Origin of the sequence: Pseudomonas sp. CFBP 8772 (genome assembly GCF_014841665.1) — a bacterium.
GTDB lineage: Bacteria > Pseudomonadota > Gammaproteobacteria > Pseudomonadales > Pseudomonadaceae > Aquipseudomonas > Aquipseudomonas graminis_B.
In genome coordinates, this window is the sequence record NZ_JACYUI010000005.1 from 222,226 (window position 1) to 241,449 (window position 19,224).

The following is a 19,224-nucleotide window of genomic DNA, read 5'->3' on the forward strand; positions in this document are numbered from 1 at the left end:
TTTTTCATGATCTCGATTCTGCGCCGTGGCCTTCTGGTGCTGCTGGCCGCCCTGCCATTGTTTGCTAATGCAGCGGCGTCCGATGCTTCCGCCCACGACCTGGTTGATCGCACCACCAAGCAATTGCTGGCTGACCTGTCCGCCAACAAGGAAACCTACAAGTCCAATCCACAAGCGTTCTACGATGCACTCAATGGCATCGTCGGCCCGGTCATCGACGCCGATGGCATTTCCAAAAGCATCATGACCGTGAAGTATTCGCGCAACGCCACCCCGGCGCAGATGCAGCGGTTCCAGGAAAACTTCAAGCGCAGTCTGATCCAGTTCTATGGCAACGCACTGCTTGAGTACAACAACCAGGGCATCACTGTTTCTCCTGCCAAGCAGGAAGGTGCTGATCGCACTTCCGTTGACATGTCGGTCAAGGGCAACAACGGCGCGGTTTACCCTGTTTCCTACACCCTCGTTAAAATCGGCGGTGAGTGGAAAGTGCGTAACGTGATCATCAACGGCATCAACATCGGCAAGCTGTTCCGCGATCAGTTCGCTGACGCCATGCAGCGCAACGGTAACAACCTGGACAAAACCATCGACGGTTGGGCTGGCGAAGTCGCCAAGGCCAAAGAGACCTCGGAAGCCTCCAGCGACAAGGTCGTCAAATGAGTCAAGCGTCCGTTACTGCCGCTGGCGGCGGAGAGCTGATGCTCTCCGGCGTGGTCGACTATCGGACCGGGCCCGCCTTGCGCGAGCAGGGCGCGGCGCTCATTAAGGCCAGCACCGAAGCGGCTTTGACGCTGGACTGCTCCGGCGTGGAAAAATCCAGCAGTGTCGGCCTTTCATTGCTCCTCGCATTCATGCGCGATGCTCAGGCGGCGGGCAAGTTACTCACCGTCCGGGCGTTGCCAGAAGACATGCAGGAAATCGCCAAAGTCTCTGAGCTCACCGAGCTGTTGCAGCACCATTAATTGCTTTCATCGATCAAGCCCCTCGTCCGCCCCTTGCAAAGTAGGGTTCGCAACGAGAGGGCTTTTTTGTATGATGGCCGACCCGCGCGCGTAGGGCGCCGATAGAGGTTAAGCATGCAGGCCGTAGAAGTTAAAAGCTTCCTGGAAGCTAAGTTGCCAGATATCCAGGTCGAAGTTGAAGGCGAAGGCTGTAATTTCCAGCTGAACGTGATCAGCGACGAACTGGCCGCACTGAGCCCGGTCAAGCGCCAGCAGCAGATCTACACGCATTTGAACCCATGGATCGCCGATGGCAGCATCCACGCGGTCACCATGAAATTTTTCAGCCGCGCTGCATGGGCCGAGCGCACCTGAGCCAAAACGGCGTCGAGATTCCAATGGATAAACTGATTATTACTGGCGGCATTCGTCTTGATGGCGAAATCCGCATCTCCGGGGCGAAAAACTCCGCTCTGCCGATTCTCGCAGCCACGCTGCTGGCTGATGGTCCTGTGACCGTCGCCAACCTGCCGCACCTGCACGACATCACCACCATGATCGAGCTGTTCGGTCGCATGGGGATCGAGCCGATCATCGACGAGAAGCTCAGCGTCGAAATCGATCCGCGCACCATCAAGACCCTGGTCGCTCCGTACGAACTGGTGAAAACCATGCGTGCGTCGATCCTCGTGCTGGGTCCGATGGTTGCCCGATTCGGTGAAGCCGAAGTGGCACTGCCTGGCGGTTGCGCCATCGGTTCGCGTCCTGTCGATCTGCATATCCGTGGTCTTGAAGCCATGGGCGCGATCATCGACGTCGAAGGCGGTTACATCAAGGCCAAGGCGCCGGAAGGCGGCCTGCGTGGCGCGCACTTCTTCTTCGACACCGTCAGCGTCACCGGTACCGAGAACATCATGATGGCCGCTGCACTGGCCAACGGCCGCAGCGTCCTGCAAAACGCCGCGCGTGAACCTGAAGTCGTCGACCTGGCGAACTTCATCAACGCCATGGGCGGTAAAGTCTCTGGCGCCGGCACCGACACCATCACCATCGATGGCGTTAAACGTCTCGGTTCGGCGACCTATCGCGTGATGCCCGACCGTATCGAAACCGGCACCTATCTGGTGGCGGCGGCGGCAACCGGCGGCCGTGTGAAACTCAAGGACACCGATCCGACGATTCTCGAAGCGGTTCTCGAGAAGCTGCGTGAAGCCGGTGCCGAGATCACCACGGGCAGCAACTGGATCGAGCTGAACATGCACGGCAAACGTCCGAAAGCGGTCAACGTGCGCACTGCGCCGTACCCGGCGTTTCCGACCGACATGCAGGCGCAGTTCATCTCGCTGAATGCCATTGCCGAGGGTACCGGGACGGTCATCGAGACCATCTTCGAAAATCGTTTCATGCACGTGTATGAAATGCACCGCATGGGCGCGCAGATTCAGGTCGAAGGCAACACCGCAATCGTCACCGGTTGCACCAAGCTCAAGGGCGCGCCCGTGATGGCGACCGACCTGCGTGCCTCGGCGAGCCTGGTCATTTCGGCGCTGGTTGCCGAAGGCGACACGCTGATCGACCGCATCTACCACATCGACCGTGGTTACGAGTGCATCGAAGAAAAACTGCAGATGCTGGGCGCGAAGATCCGTCGCGTTCCGGGCTAGTCAGCTGCTGCGCGTTTGCCCGGGTCGATTTGATCTACTCGGGCGACGTGTCTGGCCCAAGGGCCAAGACTTTCTGATTCGTTTCACTTCGGCTTTTTGAGCCGGAGGTTGTCGGGCGCCAGTTGCGACCCGGCACGCGCTGCTGATAAGGACTGACGTTTCCCATGTTGACCATCGCACTGTCCAAGGGCCGTATCCTCGACGACACTTTGCCGCTGCTCGCTGCGGCGGGCATCGTGCCGACCGAGAATCCGGACAAGAGCCGCAAGCTGATCATCCCCACGACCCAGGCCGACGTGCGCTTGCTGATCGTGCGCGCCACCGACGTGCCGACCTATGTCGAGCATGGCGCTGCGGATCTCGGCGTCGCGGGCAAGGACGTGTTGATGGAATACGGCGGTCAGGGGCTTTATGAGCCCCTCGACCTGCAAATCGCCCAGTGCAAGCTGATGACTGCAGGTGCAGTCGGCGCCGTCGAACCCAAGGGTCGGCTGCGTGTGGCGACCAAGTTCGTCAATGTTGCCAAGCGCTATTATGCCGAACAGGGCCGTCAGGTCGATATCATCAAGCTGTACGGCTCCATGGAACTCGCGCCGCTCGTGGGCCTGGCCGACAAGATCATCGACGTCGTCGACACCGGCAACACGCTGCGTGCCAACGGCCTCGAACCCCAGGACATGATTGCCCACATCAGCTCCCGTCTGGTGGTGAACAAGGCATCCATGAAAATGCAGCACGCCCGTATCCAGTCGTTGATCGACACCCTGCGCACAGCCGTGGAGTCGCGACACCGCGGTTGACTGAATCGCGTGACCCTCAACAGGATCACGCCCAGCTATCCGTGTCATAGCCAAATTTCTCAGGTGCCCGCGCGGATGGCTTGCTAGCTTAGGCATCTGCCTATCCTTGCAACTGAAATCGCCACCTGAGAAATCGCCATCATTGAGGCCCACGCTATGACCACTCCCAACGCTATTCGCCGACTCAACGCTGCCGATCCGGACTTCGCCCGTCATCTGGATCATTTGCTGAGCTGGGAAAGTGTGTCTGACGACTCGGTCAATGAGCGTGTGCTGGACATCATCAAGAACGTGCGCGAGCGCGGCGATGCGGCGTTGGTGGAATACACCCGCCGCTTCGACGGGCTGGACGTGGCGTCGATGGCGGACTTGATTCTGCCGCGCGAGCGTCTTGAGCTGGCACTGACCCGCATCACGCCCGCCCAGCGCCAGGCCCTCGAAAAAGCGGCCGACCGCGTGCGCAGTTACCACGAGCGGCAGAAGCAGGACTCCTGGAGCTACACCGAGGCCGACGGCACCGTGCTGGGCCAGAAGGTCACCCCGCTGGACCGCGCCGGCCTGTACGTGCCGGGCGGTAAAGCCTCTTACCCGTCTTCAGTGTTGATGAACGCCATTCCGGCCAAAGTTGCTGGCGTGGGCGAAGTGGTCATGGTCGTGCCGACCCCGCGCGGTGAGCTCAACGAGCTGGTACTGGGGGCGGCCTGCATCGCCGGCGTCGATCGCGTGTTCACCATCGGTGGCGCGCAGGCGGTTGCGGCACTGGCCTATGGCACTGAAAGCGTGCCGCAGGTGGACAAGGTCGTCGGCCCGGGCAACATCTATGTGGCCACCGCCAAGCGCCACGTCTTCGGTCAGGTGGGCATCGACATGATCGCCGGCCCGTCGGAGATCTTGGTGGTGTGCGACGGCCAGACCGATCCGGACTGGATTGCCATGGACCTGTTCTCCCAGGCCGAGCACGACGAGGACGCCCAGGCGATTCTGGTCAGCCCGGATGCCGAATTCCTTGACCGGGTCGCGGCCAGCATCGCCAAACTGATGCCGACGATGGAGCGCGCGGAAATCATTCAGACCTCGATCAATGGCCGCGGCGCCTTGATCAAAGTGGCCGACATGACTCAGGCCATTGAGGTCGCCAACCGGATTGCGCCGGAGCACCTGGAGTTGTCAGTGGCTGATCCACAGGCCTGGCTGCCGCAGATCCGCCACGCCGGCGCGATCTTCATGGGCCGCCACACCTCCGAAGCGCTGGGCGACTACTGCGCCGGTCCCAACCACGTGTTGCCCACTTCGGGCACCGCACGGTTCTCGTCGCCGCTGGGCGTGTACGATTTTCAGAAACGCTCATCGATCATTTTCTGCTCGGAGCAGGGCGCGTCCGAACTGGGCAAAACGGCTTCGGTGCTGGCACGCGGCGAGTCGTTGACCGCCCACGCCCGCAGCGCCGAGTATCGCATCGTCGACACCGAACAAGAGGGCAACTGAGCATGAGCAAATTCTGGAGTCCCTTCGTCAACGACCTGGTGCCTTATGTGCCGGGCGAGCAGCCCAAGCTGACCAAACTGGTGAAGCTCAACACCAACGAAAACCCCTATGGCCCGTCGCCCAAGGCGATCGATGCCATGCGTGCGGCGGTCAGTGATGAACTGCGTCTGTATCCCGATCCCAACAGCGATCTGCTGAAGCACGCGGTGGCGCGTTATTACGGCGTCGACGCCAGTCGGGTGTTCCTCGGCAACGGTTCGGACGAGGTGCTCGCCCACGCCTATAACGCGTTCTTCCGACAGGCCAAACCGTTGCTGTTCCCGGACATCAGCTACAGCTTCTATCCGGTGTACTGCGGCCTGTATGGCGTCGACTACGAAGCCGTGCCGCTTGACGAACAGTTTCAGATTCGTGCCGAAGATTACGCGCGTTCCAATGGCGGCATCATTTTCCCGAACCCGAACGCACCCACCGGCTGCCTGTTGGCCCTCGATGCCGTCGAGCAGATCCTCAAGAACAGCCCGGATTCAGTGGTGATCGTCGACGAGGCGTACGTCGACTTCGGCGGCGACACCGCGATCAGCCTGGTGGATCGCTATCCGAACCTGCTGGTCACTCAGACACTGTCCAAATCGCGCTCCCTCGCTGGGCTGCGGGTGGGCCTCGCAGTGGGGCATCCGGACCTCATCGAGGCGCTGGAACGGGTCAAGAACAGCTTCAACTCGTATCCCCTGGACCGTATGGCCATTGTCGGCGCAGCAGCGGCCTTCGAGGATCGCGCGTATTTCGAGAGCACCTGCCAGCGCGTGATCGCCAGCCGTGAAGCGCTCGTCGAGCAGTTGGAAGCCAAAGGTTTTGAGGTGCTGCCATCGGCCGCGAATTTCATCTTTGCCCGCCACCCTCAGCATGACGCAGCGGGTCTGGCGGCAAAGGTGCGGGAGCAGGGCGTGATCGTGCGCCACTTCAAACAGGCGCGCATCGCGCAATTCCTGCGCATCACCATCGGCACGCCTGAACAGAATCAGGCGCTGGTGGATGCCTTGGGGGACTTGTCGAGCTAAGTTGACGGCTGCTTCATCGCAACCGATCAATCCTCCGCCGCAGGCGCCGTTGTCTGCGGTGGACGCACGCCCACCTCGGCGCTCAGCTTCAGTTCCTTGCCGTTGCGCATGACCTCAATGGCGATCTTGTCGCTCGGCTTGGTGCGCGCCACCTGATTCATGGAGCGGCGCCCGTCGCCCGCCGGCTCGCCGTTGATGCTCAAAATCACATCACCCAGCTGTAATCCGGCCTTCTGCGCCGGCCCATCGCGGAAAATCCCGGCGACCACGATCCCTGGGCGGTCCTTAAGGCCAAAGGATTCCGACAGTTCCTCCGTCAGCGGCTGTACCTCAATACCCAACCAGCCGCGAATCACCTGACCGTGCTCAATGATCGACTTCATCACCTCCAGAGCCAGCTTGGTCGGAATCGCAAAACCGATGCCTTGGGAGCCACCGGACTTGGAGAAGATCGCCGTGTTGATCCCGGTCAGGTTGCCATTGGCGTCCACCAGTGCGCCGCCCGAGTTGCCGGGGTTGATCGCGGCGTCGGTCTGAATGAAATCTTCGTAGGTGTTGAGGCCCAGCTGATTGCGCCCGGTGGCACTGATGATGCCCATGGTCACGGTCTGGCCCACGCCGAACGGGTTACCGATGGCCAACGCAACGTCGCCGATGCGGATGGCATCGGAACGGCCGAGGGTAATGGACGGCAGGTTCTTGAGGTCGATCTTCAGGACCGCAAGGTCGGTTTCCGGATCGCTGCCGACGACTTTGGCGATCGTCTCGCGGCCGTCCTTGAGCGCCACGACAATCTGGTCTGCACCGGAGGTGACGTGGTTGTTGGTCAGCAGATAGCCTTCCGGACTCATGATTACGGCCGATCCCAGGCTCGACTGCATGCGCTTTTGTTTAGGCAGGTTGTCGCCGAAGAAACGACGAAACTGCGGGTCGTCGAACAGCGGATGGTTGGGTTTATTGCTGTTGTTGACCATCTTGGTCGTGTACAGATTCGCCACGGCGGGGGCGGCGTTGCTGACGGCGTCCGCGTACGATACCGGGCCCTGTTGCACAAAGGTCTGCTGGGGCGCTTGTTGCAGGTTCACGTCCTGGCTTGGAAGCCCGACCCACTGGGGATAGCGCTGGATTATCAATAAAGCGATAAGCACACCAGCGAGCAAGGGCCAGCCGAGAAAACGCAGCGCTTTGAACATTGAGCGGAGTCCTGAAGGTAGAAGCGCCTAGCTGCGCCATAATGGCCGGCATTATACGAGGACCGACACGGTCTGGACTGCATATTTAGGAGAGTTTTATGGCCGTTGCCCTGAGCACCCTGGTGGAAGAAGCGGACCTCTATCTCGGTAGCGCGCGGATTCAGGATTATTGCCCGAACGGCCTGCAGGTCGAGGGTCGGCCGCAGGTCAGGCGAATCGTCTCCGGCGTCACCGCGAGTCAGGCGCTGCTGGACGCGGCGGTGGAGGCCAATGCCGATCTGGTGCTGGTGCATCACGGCTATTTCTGGAAAGGCGAGAATCCCTGCATCACCGGCATGAAACAGCGTCGGCTGAAAACGCTGCTCAAGCACGACATCAGCCTGCTGTCCTATCACTTGCCCCTCGACCTTCACGCCGACGTGGGCAACAACATTCAGTTGGCCCAGCAACTGGAGATCACCGTCGAAGGCCCGCTGGACCCGGACAATCCACGCATCGTCGGGCTGGTCGGCTCACTCAGCGAGGCGATCACGCCACGGGATTTCGCCCACCGCGTGCAGACTGCATTGGGGCGCGAGCCGCTGCTGATCGAGGGTGAAGGGATGATCCGTCGGGTCGGCTGGTGCACCGGAGGCGGGCAGGGCTACATCGATCAGGCCGTTCTGGCCGGCGTGGACCTGTATTTGAGCGGGGAGGCGTCCGAGCAGACCTTTCACAGCGCCCGGGAAAACGGTATCAGCTTCATCGCCGCCGGCCATCACGCCACGGAGCGGTATGGTGTGCAGGCCCTGGGCGATTATCTGGCGCGGCGCTTTGCCCTTGAACATCTGTTTATCGATTGTCCGAACCCGATCTAAACCGTCCTGAGGTCCAAAGCCTGAGCTATATGGATAGATCGTTTCGATCTATCCCCGCCGCTGAATAGAAGCAGGCGCCATGATAAAGTGCCTCGCTCGATAGAGCCCGCAGGCTCTCCACACACGTACGTTATCCGTGAGTAACCATGGTCGACAAACTGACGCATCTGAAACAGCTGGAGGCGGAAAGCATCCACATTATCCGCGAGGTCGCTGCCGAGTTCGATAACCCGGTGATGCTGTACTCCGTCGGTAAAGACTCTGCCGTGATGCTGCATCTGGCGCGCAAGGCCTTCTTTCCGGGCAAGCTGCCGTTCCCGGTGATGCACGTCGACACACGCTGGAAATTCCAGGAGATGTACCGCTTCCGCGACAAGATGGTCGAGGAGATGGGCCTGGATCTGATCGTGCACGTGAACCCGGACGGCGTCGCGCAGGGTATCAACCCGCTGACCCACGGCAGCTCGAAGCACACCGATATCATGAAAACCCAAGGCCTCAAGCAGGCTCTGGACAAGCACGGCTTTGATGCCGCGTTCGGCGGTGCCCGCCGTGACGAAGAGAAATCCCGCGCCAAAGAGCGCGTGTATTCCTTCCGCGACACCAAGCACCGCTGGGACCCGAAAAACCAGCGTCCCGAGCTGTGGAACGTGTACAACGGCAACGTCAACAAAGGCGAGTCGATCCGCGTGTTCCCGCTTTCCAACTGGACCGAGCTGGACATCTGGCAGTACATCTACCTCGAAGGCATTCCGATCGTCCCGCTGTATTTCGCCGCCGAGCGCGAAGTCATCGAGATGAACGGCACCTGGATCATGATCGACGACGACCGCCTGCGTAATCACCTGTCCGACGAGGACAAGAAGCGCATCGTCAAGAAGAAGGTCCGCTTCCGCACACTGGGCGACTACCCGTTGACGGGCGCTGTCGAGTCCGAGGCCACCAGCCTCACCGACATCATTCAGGAAATGCTCCTGACGCGAACTTCCGAGCGCCAGGGCCGGGTCATCGACCACGATGGCGCAGGCTCGATGGAAGAAAAGAAACGCCAAGGCTACTTCTAGCTGCAAGCTGCAAGCAGCAAGTTGGAAGCTTCAAGCCGAAACGCTGAAGCTCACTTGAACCGGAAGAATTTTGACTAGCTGTATGCCGACGAGCTTGCCGCTTGAAGCTTACAGCTTGGAGCTTGAACCCAATGAGCCATCAATCTGAATTGATCAGCGAGGACATCCTCGCCTATCTGGGCCAGCATGAACGCAAGGAAATGCTGCGTTTCCTGACCTGTGGCAACGTCGACGACGGCAAGAGCACGTTGATCGGGCGTCTGCTGCACGATTCCAAGATGATCTACGAAGATCACCTGGAAGCCATCACCCGCGATTCGAAGAAATCCGGCACCACCGGCGATGAGGTCGATCTGGCGCTGCTGGTCGACGGGCTGCAGGCCGAGCGCGAGCAGGGCATCACCATCGATGTCGCCTACCGCTACTTCTCCACTGCCAAGCGCAAGTTCATCATCGCCGACACCCCCGGCCATGAGCAGTACACCCGCAACATGGCCACCGGTGCCTCCACCTGTGACCTGGCGATCATTCTGGTGGACGCCCGCTACGGCGTGCAGACCCAGACCAAGCGCCACAGCTACATCGCCTCGTTGCTGGGCATCAAGCACATTGTGGTCGCCATCAACAAGATGGACCTCAATGGCTTCGACGAGACCATCTTCGAGCAGATCAAGGCCGATTACCTGGCGTTCGCCGATCGCATTGCGCTGAAGCCGACCACCATGGAATTCGTGCCGATGTCGGCCCTCAAGGGCGACAACGTAGTCAACCGGAGCGAGCGTTCGCCGTGGTACACCGGCAAGTCGCTGATGGAGATTCTTGAAACCGTCGAGATCGCCAACGACCGCAATTTCACTGACCTGCGTTTTCCGGTGCAATACGTCAACCGTCCGAACCTGAACTTCCGCGGTTTCGCCGGCACCCTGGCGAGCGGCATCGTGCACAAGGGCGACGAAGTGGTTGTGCTGCCGTCCGGCAAGAGCAGCCGCGTGAAATCCATCGTCACCTTCGAAGGTGAGCTGGAGCATGCGGGCCCGGGTCAGGCGGTGACGCTGACCATGGAAGACGAAATCGACATCTCCCGTGGCGACCTTCTGGTGCATGCCGACAATGTCCCACAGGTGGCCGACGCCTTCGACGCCATGCTGGTGTGGATGGCCGAAGAGCCGATGCTGCCGGGCAAGAAATACGACATCAAACGCGCCACGTCCTACGTGCCGGGTTCGATTGCCAGCATCACCCATCGTGTTGACGTGAACACGCTGGAAGAAGGCCCGGCCAGTTCGCTGCAGCTGAATGAAATCGGCCGCGTGAAGATCGCACTGGACGCACCGATTGCCCTCGACGGCTACGACAGCAACCGCACCACGGGCGCGTTCATCGTCATCGACCGTTTGACCAACGGCACCGTGGCGGCCGGCATGATCATCGCCAAACCGGTGGTTGCGGGCGGCGGGAGTCCTCACGGCGCGCTGGCCCATGTTTCGACAGAAGAGCGCGCTCAGCGCTTCGGCCAGAAGCCGGCCACCGTGCTGTTCAGCGGTTTGTCGGGTGCAGGCAAGAGCACGCTGGCGTATGCCGTGGAGCGCAAGCTTTTCGACATGGGCCGTGCGGTGTTCGTCCTTGATGGCCAGAACCTGCGTCACGACCTCAACAAGGGCTTGCCGCAGGATCGCGCCGGCCGCACCGAGAACTGGCGTCGTGCCGCCCACGTTGCGCGTCAGTTCAACGAAGCCGGCCTGCTGACCCTCGCGGCGTTCGTCGCGCCGGACGCCGGCGGTCGGCAGAATGCCAAGGCCCTGATCGGCGATGATCGACTGATCACCGTGTACGTACAGGCGTCGCCTCAAGTCTGCCGCGAGCGTGACCCGCAAGGGCTCTACGCTGCCGACAAGGACAACATCCCGGGTGAATCCTTCCCGTATGACGTCCCGCTGGACGCCGACCTGGTCATCGACACGCAGTCGCTGAATGTCGAAGAAAGCGTCAAGCAAGTGCTGGATCTGCTGCGAGCTCGCGGCGCGATCTAAACGCTGTTCGCTGTACAAAAACCCGCCGATGATGGCGGGTTTTTTGTTTCCCTCCATTACCCGTCGCCGCCAACCGACTGCCCACAAAAAAGCCCGCCGTTGGTTAGCAACGGCGGGCTTTTGGTGTTTCGAGTCGCGTTATTTTTTCAAACCGTAATGCTCATCCAGCATGCCGGGGGAGTCAGGCGACTTGGGNGATCGCGGTGTGGATGGAGCGCGTCCGGGTGCAGCGCGGCCAGCAGGCGTTGACGGGTGATGTCGTCGGTGGCCAGGCGGTTGGCGCCTTCGGCCAGATGCTCCTGAACATCGTGGTAGCTTTGTGACAGCTTCTGCACCAGATTGGCGGTGCTGTTGAAGTGAGTGATCACCTCGTTCTGATACGTATCGAAACGCTCCTGAACGTCATCCAGCTGGCGCTGAGTCCCGTTAGGCACGGCATTGGGCAGCGCGCGCGCCACGAAGAAACCGATGATCACACCAACCACCAGGGCGATGGTCGGCAGCAACCAAACTAAGAGCGAGTAATCCACGAGTCCTTCCTCTATAAACGGCTTTGCTTTACGTTAACGGCTCGAACCTGCGCTGTATAGCGGCGACGTGTCGCCAGCCTGCCAGCCACAGACAATCAGCTAGACGAGTCGACCCAATTGAAGGTCACGGAGTTCATTCTTGCTCATGCGTGAGACCCCTGTATTCATCGACGGCCCGGCGGGCCAACTTGAAGCGTTGTACCTCGATCTGGACGAGGCCAGAGGCATCGCCCTGATATGCCATCCTAACCCGGTTCAGGGCGGCACCATGCTCAATAAAGTGATTTCGACCCTGCAGCGCACCGCGCGCGATGCCGGTCTTATCACCCTGCGCTTCAACTATCGTGGCGTTGGCGCGAGCGCCGGCAGCTCGGACATGGGGGAGGGCGAAGTCGACGACGCACAGGCGGCGGCGAACTGGCTGCGCGACAAACATCCCGACCTGCCCATGACGTTGTTCGGATTTTCCTTCGGCGGTTTCGTGGCGGCTACCCTGGGCGGGCGTCTTGAGGCCAAGGGCGAAACCCTGAAGCATCTGTTCATGGTCGCACCAGCCGTGATGCGCATCGCCAGTGTGGAAGCATTGCCGCAGAAGGGTCTGCTGACGCTTATTCAACCGGACACCGATGAAGTCGTTGACCCACAACGTGTGTACGCGTGGTCTGACACGCTTCAGCGCCCCCATGAGCTGCTGAAAGTGGCAGAATGCGGGCACTTTTTTCACGGCAAGCTGACCGATCTCAAGGATCTGATTCTGCCGCGCCTTTCGAATTGATCGCAGCACCCAAAATAAGCGACTAGCCATGACCACTCGTATCCTGACCGGTATCACCACCACCGGCACACCGCACCTGGGCAACTACGCCGGCGCCATCCGCCCGGCCATCGTTGCCAGCCGCCAAAGCGATGCCGACTCTTTCTACTTTCTGGCTGACTACCACGCGCTGATCAAATGCGATGACCCGCTGCGCATTCAGCGCTCGCGTCTGGAAATCGCCGCGACCTGGCTCGCGGCAGGGCTGGACGTCGAGCGCGTGACGTTCTATCGCCAGTCCGACATTCCGGAAATCCCCGAACTGACCTGGCTGCTCACCTGCGTGGCCGGCAAGGGCCTGCTCAACCGCGCCCATGCCTACAAGGCGTCGGTGGACAAGAACGTCGAAGCCGGCGAAGACCCGGACGCCGGTATTACCATGGGCCTGTTCAGCTATCCCGTGCTGATGGCCGCTGACATCCTGATGTTCAACGCCCATCAAGTGCCTGTCGGCCGCGATCAGATCCAGCACGTCGAGATGGCGCGCGACATCGGTCAGCGCTTCAATCACCTGTTCGGTAACGGCAAAGAGTTCTTTGTAATGCCGGAAGCGCTTATCGAAGAAAGCGTCGCGACGCTGCCTGGCCTGGACGGTCGCAAGATGTCGAAGAGCTACGACAACACCGTCCCGCTGTTCACCAGCGCCAAAGACATGAAGGACGCGATCTCGCGCATCGTCACTGACTCGCGTCTGCCAGGCGAAGCCAAGGATCCGGACACGTCGCACCTGTTCACGCTGTACCAGGCATTCGCCAGTAAAGAGCAAGGCGACGAGTTCCGCACCGACCTGTTGCAGGGGTTGGGTTGGGGCGACGCCAAGCAACGCCTGTTCCAGTTGCTGGACGCGGAGTTGGGCGAAGCCCGCGAGCATTACCATCGCCTGATCGAGCGCCCCGCCGACCTGGAAGACATCCTGCAAGCGGGCGCCGAGAAGGCCCGTCGTGTGGCCACGCCGTTTCTGGGCGAACTGCGTGAAGCGGTCGGCCTGCGTTCATTCCGCACCGCCGCGCAAACCGTCACGTCGACCAAGAAGAAGGCCGGCAAAGGCCCGCGCTTCGTCAGTTTCCGTGAAGACGACGGCAGTTTCCGTTTCCGGTTGCTGGCGGCCGATGGCGAGCAACTGCTGCTGTCGCGCCACTTCGCAGACGGCAAGGCGGCCGGCGCCGTGACCAAACAGCTGCAGCAGGGCGGTGAGCTGGACATTCGGCCCGAAGGCGATGCCTTCACCTTGTGGCTGAGTGACACCTGTGTCGCCGACAGCCCGGCGTTCGCCGATGCCGCCGCCCGTGACGCCGCGATCGAGAGCCTGAAACTGGCGCTCGCGCCACAACAGGATTAATTGCCATTCCAATGGGCCGTCGCTACAGTGACGGCCCGTTTTTGCTCCCTTGCAAGCGACTATGACCCCTCTAGAACGATACCAAGCTGACCTGAAGCGTCCGGACTTTTTCCACGACGCCGCGCAAGAGAATGCTGTGCGCCATCTGCAGCGTCTGTACGACGATCTGGTCGCCGCCCATGACCGCAAGCCGGGATTGCTGGGCAAGCTGTTCGGCAAGAAAGAAACCCCGATTGTGAAGGGGCTGTATTTCTGGGGCGGTGTGGGCCGGGGCAAGACCTACCTGGTCGACACCTTCTTCGAAGCGCTTCCGTTTGAAGACAAGACGCGCACGCACTTCCACCGCTTCATGAAGCGTGTGCACGAGGAAATGAAAAACCTCAAGGGCGAGAAGAATCCGCTGACCCTGATCGCCAAGCAGTTTTCCGAGGAAGCGCGGGTGATCTGTTTCGACGAATTCTTCGTATCGGACATCACCGACGCGATGATCCTCGGCACGCTGATGGAAGAGCTGTTCAAGAACGGCGTGACCCTGGTCGCGACGTCGAACATCGTTCCCGACGGCCTGTACAAGGACGGTTTGCAGCGTGCGCGCTTCCTGCCCGCGATTGCGCTGATCAAGCAGAACACCGAGATCGTCAACGTGGACAGCGGCGTCGACTATCGCCTGCGCCATCTTGAGCAAGCGGAGCTGTTCCACTTCCCGCTGAACGAAGCGGCAGAGGAGAGCCTGCGCAAGAGCTTCCGTGCGTTGACCCCGGAATGCACCAAGGCCATCGAGAACGATGTGCTGATCATCGAGAATCGGCAGATCAAGGCGATCCGTACCTGCGACGACGTGGCGTGGTTCGACTTCCGTGAGCTGTGCGATGGCCCGCGTAGCCAGAACGACTACATCGAACTCGGCAAGATCTTCCATGCGGTGCTGCTCAGCGGCGTGGAGCAGATGAGCGTGACCACGGACGACATCGCGCGTCGGTTCATCAACATGGTCGACGAGTTCTACGACCGCAACGTCAAGTTGATCATCTCGGCGGAAGTCGAATTGAAAGACCTGTACACCGGCGGTCGCCTGAACTTTGAGTTCCAGCGCACGCTCAGCCGATTGCTGGAAATGCAGTCCCACGAATTTCTGTCGCGGGCGCATAAGCCCTAGGCGGGAGCTGCAAGCTTCAAGCGGAAAGCTGCAAGAGGAGATATCGCTCACTTGCAGCTTGAAGCTTGCCGCATGAAGCTGCTGTCAGGCCGCCTGCTGGAACTGCTGGCGGTACTGATTCGGCGACAGGTCGGTGTGTTGACGGAACAGCCGTGCGAAGAAGCTGGCGTCGTCGTAGCCCACTTCGTAGCTGATGGTCTTGATGCTCTTGCGTGAGCCTGACAGCAAGCCCTTCGCGGTTTCGATGCGCAGGCGTTGCAGGTAATGCAGCGGCTTGTCGCCCGTTGCGGTCTGGAAGCGGCGCATGAAGTTGCGGATGCTCATGCCGTGCTCGCGGGCTACATCCTCGAAACGGAATTTGTCGGCGAAGTGTTCTTCGAGCCAGTGCTGGATCTGCAGGATGATCACGTCCTGATGCAGCTTTTGCCCACCAAAACCAATCCGTCCCGGTGCGTAGCTGCGTTGCACTTCGTAGAGAATGTCGCGGGCGACGGTCTGCGCAACATGGGCGCCGCAGAAGCGCTCGATCAGGTAGATATAAAGATCACACGCTGAGATCGTGCCGCCTGCGCAATACAGGTTATCGGCGTCGGTGAGGTGCTTTTCCTGATTCAGCAGCACGTTCGGAAAACGCTCGGCGAACTCGTTGAAAAACCGCCAGTAGGTGGTCGCCTCCTTGCCGTCGAGCAGCCCCGCATCCCCAAGCCAGAACACACCGCTGGCCTCACCGCAGAGCACAGCGCCGCGCGCATGTTGCTCGCGCAGCCACGGCAGGATTTGCGGATAGCGCTCGCGCAGGGTGTCGAAGTCTTCGACGAAAGCAGGAAGGATGATGATGTCGCTGTGTTCAAGCACACCGTCTACGGGGATCACGACGTCGCTGAAACTGCGAACTTCCTTTCCGTCCGGGCTGACCAGTCGGGTTTCGAAGGCCGGCTTGAAGCCCTGTCCCAACTGCTTGCCGTAGCGCAGGCTGGCGAGGTGAAAGAAGTCTTTGGCTTGCATGAGCGTGGACGCAAAAATGCCATCAATCGCAAGAATGCTGACACGCCGCAATGGCGTGTTGGGTTGGATAGACATAGTCTTTTGTTCTTATATGGGAAAGTGGTCAAGCAACGGCGTGATCGTCTTATTTTTTGTCGGATGTGTCCAGTGTCGCCGTCAACCGGCTGCGCCTACGCTCTGCTGAAGTTTTGTCCGACAATCCTTCGCGCCAGGTGCAGCCATGCTCGCCAGAACACTCTTCAGCTCAGAACACGAACTGTTCCGTAACAGCGTCCGCAAGTTCTTCGAACAGCACGCGGTGCCGTTTCATGCCCAGTGGGAGAAGCAGGGCCACATCGACCGTACGCTGTGGAACCGGGCGGGGGAGCAGGGCATGTTGTGTTCGCACCTGCCGGAAGAGTACGGCGGCATGGGCGCGGACTTCCTCTACACCACGGTGGTGATCGAGGAAATCTCTCGCCTCGGCCTGACCGGTATCGGGTTCTCTCTGCATTCGGATATCGTCGCGCCGTACATCCTCCACTACGGAAGTGAGGCGCTGAAGCTCCAATATTTGCCCAAGCTGGTGTCGGGGGAGCTGGTGACCGCCATCGCGATGACCGAACCGGGCGCGGGGTCCGACCTGCAAGGGGTCAAGACCACCGCAGTGCTGGATGGCGACGAGTACATCATCAATGGTTCGAAAACCTTCATCACCAACGGGTTTCTCGCTGATCTGGTGATTGTCGTCGCGAAGACTGATCCCGGTGCAGGCGCGAAGGGCACCAGCCTGTTTGTCGTGGAGGCGGGCACGCCCGGTTTTGCGAAGGGCAAGCGATTGGAAAAGGTCGGCATGAAGGCGCAGGACACGTCGGAATTGTTCTTCCAGGACGTGAGAGTGCCCAAGGAGAACCTGCTGGGTCAGGCCGGGATGGGTTTCGCGTATTTGATGCAGGAGCTCCCGCAGGAGCGCCTGACGGTCGCCATCGGCGCCATTGCCTCCGCCGAAGCGGCCTTGCAATGGACGCTCGACTACACGCGGGAGCGCAAGGCGTTTGGCAAGGCCATCATCGATTTTCAGAACACCCGCTTCAAACTGGCCGAAATCGCCACTGAAGTTCAGATTGGTCGTACGTTCATTGATCGGTGCCTGGAGTTGCACCTGGAAGGGAAGCTGGATGTGCCCACGGCGGCCATGGCGAAATACTGGTCAACTGACCTGCAATGCAAGGTGCTGGACGAATGCGTGCAGCTGCATGGCGGCTACGGCTTCATGTGGGAATACCCGATCGCCCGGGCGTGGGCCGATGCGCGGGTGCAGCGGATTTATGCCGGGACCAACGAAATCATGAAAGAGATCATTGCCCGGTCGCTGTGAAGTCGGGACTGATCCTGAGAGAACCTTCGGCTTTCAGACCCTACTCGGTCTCACAGCGCATACGGCCCCTGTGGGAGTGAGCTTGCTCACGAAGACGGTATACCAGCTGTTGGAAAGCAGCGGATGTATCGGCCCTTTCGCGAGCAAGGGGGAGCGCCACTCCGGTCGCTCCCACAAGTCAATCAGCTATCAGGCAATCACCGATCACGGCGCAGGATTCGGCTGATCCTTGTGAATCGCTTCAATGCCCGCCAGCACTTCATCCGACAGCACAAGTTCCGCGCTGGCCAGGTTGCTTTCCAGCTGCTCCAGCGTCGTTGCACCGATGATGTTGCTGGTCACGAAGCTGCGGCTGGTCACGAACGCCAGTGCCATTTGCGCGGGATCAAGACCGTGCTCACGCGCCAGCGCAACGTAGCGCGCGCAGGCCGCTTCCGATTGCGGATTGAAGTAGCGCGTGAAGCGGCTGTACAGGCTCAGGCGGCCCTTGGCAGGGCGGGCGCCGTCGGCGTATTTGCCGGACAACATGCCAAACGCCATAGGGGAATAGGCCAGCAGGCCGCACTGCTCGCGAATCGCCACTTCCGCCAGACCCACCTCGAAGCTGCGGTTGAGCAGGTTGTAGGGGTTCTGAATGGACACCGGGCGCGTCAGGCCATGGGCGTCGGACTCAGCAAGAAACTTCATGGTGCCCCACGGCGTTTCGTTTGACAGACCGACGTGGCGGATCTTGCCGGCCTTGACCTGCTCGTCCAGCGCTTCGAGCACTTCCAGCAGCGGGGTGAACTGCTCCTCACTGTGGTTATAACCCAGCTTGCCGAAGAAGTTGGTGCTGCGCTCAGGCCAGTGCAGTTGATACAGATCGAGGTAATCGGTCTGCAGGCGTTTGAGGCTGGCATCCAGCGCCGCGACGATGTGATCGCGGTTGAATTTCAGCTGACCGTCACGGATGTAGTCGATGCCGTTGCCGGGACCGGCGATCTTGCTGGCGAGGATCCAGTCAGCGCGGTCGCCGCTCTGCTTGAACCAGTTGCCGATGATGGTCTCGGTGCTGGCGTAGGTTTCTTTCTTCGGCGGGACCGGATACATCTCGGCGGTGTCGATGAAATTGATGCCGGCGGCCTTGGCCCGTTCGATCTGCGCGAAGGCCTCGGACTGGCTGTTCTGCTCGCCCCAGGTCATGGTGCCGAGGCAGATTGCGCTGACATTGAGGTCGGTTCTGCCCAGTTGGCGGTAGTCCATTTGGCTCTCCTGTTTAAAAGAGCCATAAAAGCAGGTTGAAATTTTTTTCGCAATCTGCATAATTCCGCTCCTCTTTGTCGCTGGAGTGATGCCCGGCGACAAAAGAAACCGCTGCGATCGAACGCGCTGACCCGAGCCCCCTATAGCGTTCGTGCCCGGCGGCCTTTGACTTGTCAAAGACCGTACTAATGAGTATGCTCCGCCGTCTATTTTTCAGGGCGGCCTTTGAGGCTATAAAGAATGAAAACTTTTACCGCTAAACCGGAAACAGTAAAGCGCGACTGGTTCGTCGTCGACGCTGCTGGTCAGACCCTGGGTCGTCTGGCCACTGAAATCGCGAGCCGTCTGCGTGGCAAGCACAAGCCGGAATACACTCCGCACGTTGACACTGGCGACTACATCGTCGTGATCAATGCCGAGCAGATCCGTGTGACCGGTGCCAAGACCACCGACAAGATCTACTACTCTCACTCCGGTTTCCCGGGCGGGATCAAGTCGATCAACTTTGAAAAGCTGATCGCCAAAGCTCCTGAGCGCGTGATCGAGACCGCGGTCAAAGGCATGCTGCCTAAGAACCCGCTGGGTCGCGACATGTATCGTAAGCTGAAAGTCTATGCGGGCGCTGCACACCCTCATACTGCTCAGCAGCCCCAAGAACTGAAGTTTTAACGGAATAGTTCATT

18 protein-coding genes and 1 pseudogene are annotated in these 19,224 nt (G+C 60.2%); 15 read left to right on the forward strand and 4 right to left on the reverse strand.

The features are described from left to right. Window positions 1–6 precede the first annotated feature (6 nt). The 7 genes from IFT99_RS13000 (at window position 7) to hisC (ending at window position 5,954) form a co-directional block, all read left to right on the forward strand. A complete protein-coding gene (locus IFT99_RS13000) occupies window positions 7–663 on the forward strand; it encodes an MlaC/ttg2D family ABC transporter substrate-binding protein (protein ID WP_065992093.1) in 657 nt (218 codons plus the stop codon). After that, complete coding sequence (locus tag IFT99_RS13005; protein ID WP_065992094.1) at window positions 660–965, forward strand: STAS domain-containing protein; 306 nt, start codon at window positions 660–662, stop codon at window positions 963–965. The genes IFT99_RS13000 and IFT99_RS13005 overlap by 4 nt, the downstream gene beginning before the upstream one ends. A gap of 114 nt (window positions 966–1,079) precedes the next feature. After that, on the forward strand, window positions 1,080–1,319 hold the full coding sequence (locus IFT99_RS13010; RefSeq protein WP_065992095.1) for a BolA family protein: 240 nt from the start codon (window positions 1,080–1,082) through the stop codon (window positions 1,317–1,319). A 23-nt stretch (window positions 1,320–1,342) separates the two neighbouring features. Then, window positions 1,343–2,608, forward strand: a complete 1,266-nt coding sequence (gene murA / locus IFT99_RS13015) for a UDP-N-acetylglucosamine 1-carboxyvinyltransferase (protein WP_065993161.1) — start codon at window positions 1,343–1,345, stop codon at window positions 2,606–2,608. Between the two features lie 164 nt (window positions 2,609–2,772). Next, on the forward strand, window positions 2,773–3,408 hold the full coding sequence (gene hisG / locus IFT99_RS13020; protein WP_065992096.1) for an ATP phosphoribosyltransferase: 636 nt from the start codon (window positions 2,773–2,775) through the stop codon (window positions 3,406–3,408). Window positions 3,409–3,564: 156 nt separating this feature from the next. Further along, window positions 3,565–4,893 carry a histidinol dehydrogenase gene (gene hisD, locus IFT99_RS13025; RefSeq protein ID WP_192132719.1) on the forward strand — a complete coding sequence of 443 codons (1,329 nt, stop codon included), beginning with the start codon at window positions 3,565–3,567 and terminating at the stop codon, window positions 4,891–4,893. Between the two features lie 2 nt (window positions 4,894–4,895). After that, the gene (hisC, locus tag IFT99_RS13030; protein ID WP_192132721.1) at window positions 4,896–5,954 is read left to right on the forward strand and encodes a histidinol-phosphate transaminase; all 1,059 of its coding nucleotides are present in this window, start codon (window positions 4,896–4,898) and stop codon (window positions 5,952–5,954) included. 26 nt (window positions 5,955–5,980) lie between these two features. Here hisC and algW read toward each other — a convergent pair whose 3' ends face one another. Beyond that, window positions 5,981–7,147: a Do family serine endopeptidase AlgW gene (gene algW / locus IFT99_RS13035; RefSeq protein WP_065992102.1), complete on the reverse strand. Its 1,167-nt coding sequence runs from the start codon at window positions 7,145–7,147 to the stop codon at window positions 5,981–5,983. A gap of 98 nt (window positions 7,148–7,245) precedes the next feature. Here algW and IFT99_RS13040 point away from each other — a divergent pair, with 98 nt between their 5' ends. From IFT99_RS13040 to cysN, 3 genes are all read left to right on the forward strand, one after another. Further along, the gene (locus IFT99_RS13040; RefSeq protein WP_192132723.1) at window positions 7,246–8,004 is read left to right on the forward strand and encodes a Nif3-like dinuclear metal center hexameric protein; all 759 of its coding nucleotides are present in this window, start codon (window positions 7,246–7,248) and stop codon (window positions 8,002–8,004) included. A 146-nt stretch (window positions 8,005–8,150) separates the two neighbouring features. Then, window positions 8,151–9,068, forward strand: a complete 918-nt coding sequence (cysD, locus tag IFT99_RS13045; RefSeq protein WP_065992104.1) for a sulfate adenylyltransferase subunit CysD — start codon at window positions 8,151–8,153, stop codon at window positions 9,066–9,068. 131 nt (window positions 9,069–9,199) lie between these two features. Further along, window positions 9,200–11,098 (forward strand): sulfate adenylyltransferase subunit CysN, encoded by a 1,899-nt coding sequence (cysN, locus tag IFT99_RS13050; RefSeq protein WP_192132725.1) that lies wholly within the window; start codon window positions 9,200–9,202, stop codon window positions 11,096–11,098. A gap of 196 nt (window positions 11,099–11,294) precedes the next feature. On the opposite strand, the pseudogene IFT99_RS13055 reads toward cysN, so the two are convergent. Continuing rightward, window positions 11,295–11,628 (reverse strand): annotated as a pseudogene (locus IFT99_RS13055) (YhcB family protein); the annotation flags it as partial. Between the two features lie 145 nt (window positions 11,629–11,773). Here IFT99_RS13055 and IFT99_RS13060 point away from each other — a divergent pair. The 3 genes from IFT99_RS13060 to zapE all read left to right on the forward strand — a co-directional run bounded on the left by IFT99_RS13060 (window position 11,774) and on the right by zapE (window position 14,937). Beyond that, window positions 11,774–12,403 carry an alpha/beta hydrolase gene (locus IFT99_RS13060; RefSeq protein ID WP_192132727.1) on the forward strand — a complete coding sequence of 210 codons (630 nt, stop codon included), beginning with the start codon at window positions 11,774–11,776 and terminating at the stop codon, window positions 12,401–12,403. A gap of 28 nt (window positions 12,404–12,431) precedes the next feature. Next, window positions 12,432–13,781, forward strand: coding sequence for a tryptophan--tRNA ligase (locus IFT99_RS13065; protein ID WP_192132729.1), 1,350 nt, complete (start codon window positions 12,432–12,434; stop codon window positions 13,779–13,781). 61 nt (window positions 13,782–13,842) lie between these two features. Further along, window positions 13,843–14,937, forward strand: coding sequence for a cell division protein ZapE (gene zapE / locus IFT99_RS13070; protein WP_192132731.1), 1,095 nt, complete (start codon window positions 13,843–13,845; stop codon window positions 14,935–14,937). An 84-nt stretch (window positions 14,938–15,021) separates the two neighbouring features. On the opposite strand, the gene IFT99_RS13075 is transcribed toward zapE, so the two are convergent. Further along, the gene (locus IFT99_RS13075) at window positions 15,022–15,942 is read right to left on the reverse strand and encodes a GlxA family transcriptional regulator (RefSeq protein ID WP_172612965.1); all 921 of its coding nucleotides are present in this window, start codon (window positions 15,940–15,942) and stop codon (window positions 15,022–15,024) included. A 220-nt stretch (window positions 15,943–16,162) separates the two neighbouring features. Here IFT99_RS13075 and IFT99_RS13080 point away from each other — a divergent pair, with 220 nt between their 5' ends. Then, complete coding sequence (locus tag IFT99_RS13080; protein WP_065992116.1) at window positions 16,163–17,299, forward strand: acyl-CoA dehydrogenase family protein; 1,137 nt, start codon at window positions 16,163–16,165, stop codon at window positions 17,297–17,299. A 204-nt stretch (window positions 17,300–17,503) separates the two neighbouring features. Here IFT99_RS13080 and IFT99_RS13085 read toward each other — a convergent pair whose 3' ends face one another. Further along, window positions 17,504–18,541 (reverse strand): NADP(H)-dependent aldo-keto reductase, encoded by a 1,038-nt coding sequence (locus tag IFT99_RS13085; protein WP_192132733.1) that lies wholly within the window; start codon window positions 18,539–18,541, stop codon window positions 17,504–17,506. Window positions 18,542–18,781: 240 nt separating this feature from the next. On the opposite strand from IFT99_RS13085, the gene rplM reads away from it, so the two are divergent. After that, window positions 18,782–19,210: a 50S ribosomal protein L13 gene (gene rplM, locus IFT99_RS13090; RefSeq protein WP_019693576.1), complete on the forward strand. Its 429-nt coding sequence runs from the start codon at window positions 18,782–18,784 to the stop codon at window positions 19,208–19,210. Window positions 19,211–19,224 lie beyond the last annotated feature (14 nt).

Coding starts and splice junctions, on each gene's coding strand:
- IFT99_RS13000 (WP_065992093.1), top strand. CDS start 7: ATGATCTCGATTCTGCGCCGTGGCCTTCTGGTGCTGCTGGCCGCCCTG.
- IFT99_RS13005 (WP_065992094.1), top strand. CDS start 660: ATGAGTCAAGCGTCCGTTACTGCCGCTGGCGGCGGAGAGCTGATGCTC.
- IFT99_RS13010 (WP_065992095.1), top strand. CDS start 1,080: ATGCAGGCCGTAGAAGTTAAAAGCTTCCTGGAAGCTAAGTTGCCAGAT.
- murA (WP_065993161.1), top strand. CDS start 1,343: ATGGATAAACTGATTATTACTGGCGGCATTCGTCTTGATGGCGAAATC.
- hisG (WP_065992096.1), top strand. CDS start 2,773: ATGTTGACCATCGCACTGTCCAAGGGCCGTATCCTCGACGACACTTTG.
- hisD (WP_192132719.1), top strand. CDS start 3,565: ATGACCACTCCCAACGCTATTCGCCGACTCAACGCTGCCGATCCGGAC.
- hisC (WP_192132721.1), top strand. CDS start 4,896: ATGAGCAAATTCTGGAGTCCCTTCGTCAACGACCTGGTGCCTTATGTG.
- algW (WP_065992102.1), bottom strand. CDS start 7,147: ATGTTCAAAGCGCTGCGTTTTCTCGGCTGGCCCTTGCTCGCTGGTGTG.
- IFT99_RS13040 (WP_192132723.1), top strand. CDS start 7,246: ATGGCCGTTGCCCTGAGCACCCTGGTGGAAGAAGCGGACCTCTATCTC.
- cysD (WP_065992104.1), top strand. CDS start 8,151: ATGGTCGACAAACTGACGCATCTGAAACAGCTGGAGGCGGAAAGCATC.
- cysN (WP_192132725.1), top strand. CDS start 9,200: ATGAGCCATCAATCTGAATTGATCAGCGAGGACATCCTCGCCTATCTG.
- IFT99_RS13060 (WP_192132727.1), top strand. CDS start 11,774: ATGCGTGAGACCCCTGTATTCATCGACGGCCCGGCGGGCCAACTTGAA.
- IFT99_RS13065 (WP_192132729.1), top strand. CDS start 12,432: ATGACCACTCGTATCCTGACCGGTATCACCACCACCGGCACACCGCAC.
- zapE (WP_192132731.1), top strand. CDS start 13,843: ATGACCCCTCTAGAACGATACCAAGCTGACCTGAAGCGTCCGGACTTT.
- IFT99_RS13075 (WP_172612965.1), bottom strand. CDS start 15,942: ATGCAAGCCAAAGACTTCTTTCACCTCGCCAGCCTGCGCTACGGCAAG.
- IFT99_RS13080 (WP_065992116.1), top strand. CDS start 16,163: ATGCTCGCCAGAACACTCTTCAGCTCAGAACACGAACTGTTCCGTAAC.
- IFT99_RS13085 (WP_192132733.1), bottom strand. CDS start 18,541: ATGGACTACCGCCAACTGGGCAGAACCGACCTCAATGTCAGCGCAATC.
- rplM (WP_019693576.1), top strand. CDS start 18,782: ATGAAAACTTTTACCGCTAAACCGGAAACAGTAAAGCGCGACTGGTTC.